Source organism: Pseudomonas sp. Pseusp97 (assembly GCF_047304025.1).
In the GTDB taxonomy this organism is placed as follows: Bacteria; Pseudomonadota; Gammaproteobacteria; order Pseudomonadales; family Pseudomonadaceae; genus Pseudomonas.
Map to the genome: position 1 here is coordinate 1 of NZ_JBGLYK010000393.1, position 2,403 is coordinate 2,403.

At 67.6% G+C, this 2,403-nt stretch carries 1 protein-coding gene; it reads left to right on the forward strand.

The window, feature by feature from the left end; genetic code table 11:
* Window positions 1–137: 137 nt before the first annotated feature.
* Complete coding sequence (locus tag ACCC94_RS29265) at window positions 138–2,282, forward strand: 3-hydroxyacyl-CoA dehydrogenase NAD-binding domain-containing protein (protein WP_413353083.1); 2,145 nt, start codon at window positions 138–140, stop codon at window positions 2,280–2,282.
* Window positions 2,283–2,403 lie beyond the last annotated feature (121 nt).

The following is a 2,403-nucleotide window of genomic DNA, read 5'->3' on the forward strand; positions in this document are numbered from 1 at the left end:
CCCCCCGCTCCCCCCCCGTGTCCCCCGGGGGGTCGTGTTGTCGGCCCGCGGTCGCCCGATACGCTTCGCCCCCCGCCGCGCCCCCGCTCCCCCCCACCCCCCGCTCCTACAGGCCCCACTACGGGAAGAGAACAAAAATGACCGACGCCATCCGTTACGAGAAAGGCCAGGACAACATCGTCGTCCTGACCATGGACATGCCCGGCCAGAGCGCCAACACCATGAACGGTGTTTACCGCGAGGCCATGGCCGCCACCGTCGCGCGCCTGGAGTCCGAGAAGGACTCGATCGCCGGCGTGGTGATCATCTCGGCGAAGAAGACCTTCTTCGCCGGCGGCGACCTGAATGAACTGATCAAGGTGACCAAGGCCGACGCCAAAGATTTCTACGAAGGCATCCTGGTGCTCAAGGGCCAGCTGCGCCGCCTGGAAACCCTCGGCAAGCCGGTGGTCGCCGCCATCAACGGCGCGGCCCTGGGCGGCGGCTGGGAAATCTGCCTGGCCTGCCACCACCGCATCGCCCTGGACGAAAGCCACGTCCAGCTCGGCCTGCCGGAAGTCACCCTGGGCCTGCTGCCCGGCGGTGGCGGCGTGGTGCGCATGGTGCGCCTGCTCGGCCTGGAGAAGGCCCTGCCGTACCTGGCCGAAGGCAAGAAAGTGCGCCCGGACCAGGCGCTCAAGGCCGGTCTGATTCATCAACTAGCCTCCAGCCGCGAAGAGCTGCTGAGCAAGGCCCGCGAGTGGATCGCCGCCAACCCGGCCGCCAAGCAGCCATGGGACAGCGCCGGCTACAAGATCCCCGGTGGCACGCCGTCCAGCCCTGCCGTGGCGCAGATGCTGGCCATCGCGCCTTCCGTGCTGCGTGACAAGACCAAGGGCTGCTTCCCGGCACCGGAGAAGATCATGTGCGCGGCCGTCGAAGGTGCCCAGGTGGACTTCGACACCGCGCAGCTGATCGAGGCGCGCTACTTCACCGAGCTGACCACCGGCCAGGTGGCGAAGAACATGATCGGCACCTTCTGGTTCCAGCTCAACGAGATCAATGCCGGCAAGTCCCGCCCGCAGGGCATCGCCCCGCAGCAGACGAAGAAGGTCGGCGTGATCGGCGCCGGCATGATGGGCGCGGGCATTGCCTACGTCTCGGCCGCCGCCGGCATCGAGGTGGTGCTCAAGGACGTTTCCCTCGAAGCGGCCGAGAAGGGCAAGGCTTACTCGGCCGGCCTGCTGGACAAGAAGGTCGGCAAGGGCCAGATGAGCGCCGACAAGCGCGACGCCTTCCTCGCGCGGATCAAGCCGACCGCCAGCGACGCCGATTTCGAAGGCTGCGACCTGATCATCGAAGCGGTGTTCGAGGACCGTGGCCTGAAGGCCAAGGTCAGCGCCGCCGCCGAATCCGCCGCGCTGACTGATGCGGTGATCGCTTCCAATACCTCGACCCTGCCGATCACCGGCCTGGCCGAAGCCGTGGCGCAGCCGCAGAAGTTCATCGGCCTGCACTTCTTCAGCCCGGTGGACAAGATGCCGCTGGTGGAGATCATCCGTGGCGAGAAGACCGACGACGTCACCCTGGCCCGCGCCTTTGACTACGTCCTGCAGATCAAGAAGACCCCGATCGTCGTCCACGACAGCCGCGGCTTCTTCACCTCCCGCGTGTTCGGCACCTTCACCAACGAAGGCCTGGCCATGCTTGGCGAGGGCGTGTCGGCGGCGATGATCGAGAACCAGGCGCGCCAGGCCGGCATGCCGGTGGGCCCGCTGGCGATCAGCGACGAAGTGTCGATGAGCCTGATGACGCACATCCGCGAGCAGACCCGCAAGGACCTGGAAGCCGAAGGCAAGCAGTTGCCCAAGCACCCGGCCTTCGCCGTGGTGGACCTGATGGTCAACGAGTACAAGCGCCCGGGCAAAGCCGCCGGCGCCGGCTTCTACGACTATCCCGCCAATGGCAGGAAGCACCTGTGGCCGGAGCTGAAGCAGCGCTTCGAGAAGGCTGACGCGCAGATATCCGCCGAGGACGTGCGCGACCGCATTCTCTTCGTGCAGGCCATCGAGACGGTGCGCTGCGTGGAGGAGGGCGTGCTGACTTCCACCGCCGACGCCAACATCGGCTCGATCTTCGGTATCGGCTTCGCGGCCTGGAGCGGCGGCGCCCTGCAGTTCATCAACCAGTACGGCCTGCAGGACTTCGTCGCCCGCGCCCAGTACCTGGCCGAACAGTATGGCGAGCGCTTCCTGCCGCCGGCGCTGCTGCTGGAGAAGGCCGCGCGCAACGAGACGTTCTGAAGGGCTCTTCGTAGGAGCGGGGGGGGGGGGGGCACACCGGGGGGGGCGGGGGGGGGGGGGGGGGGCGGGGGGGGCGGGCGAATAATATGAAGATGAGGGTAACGCGCCGCGCGGGGGCGTG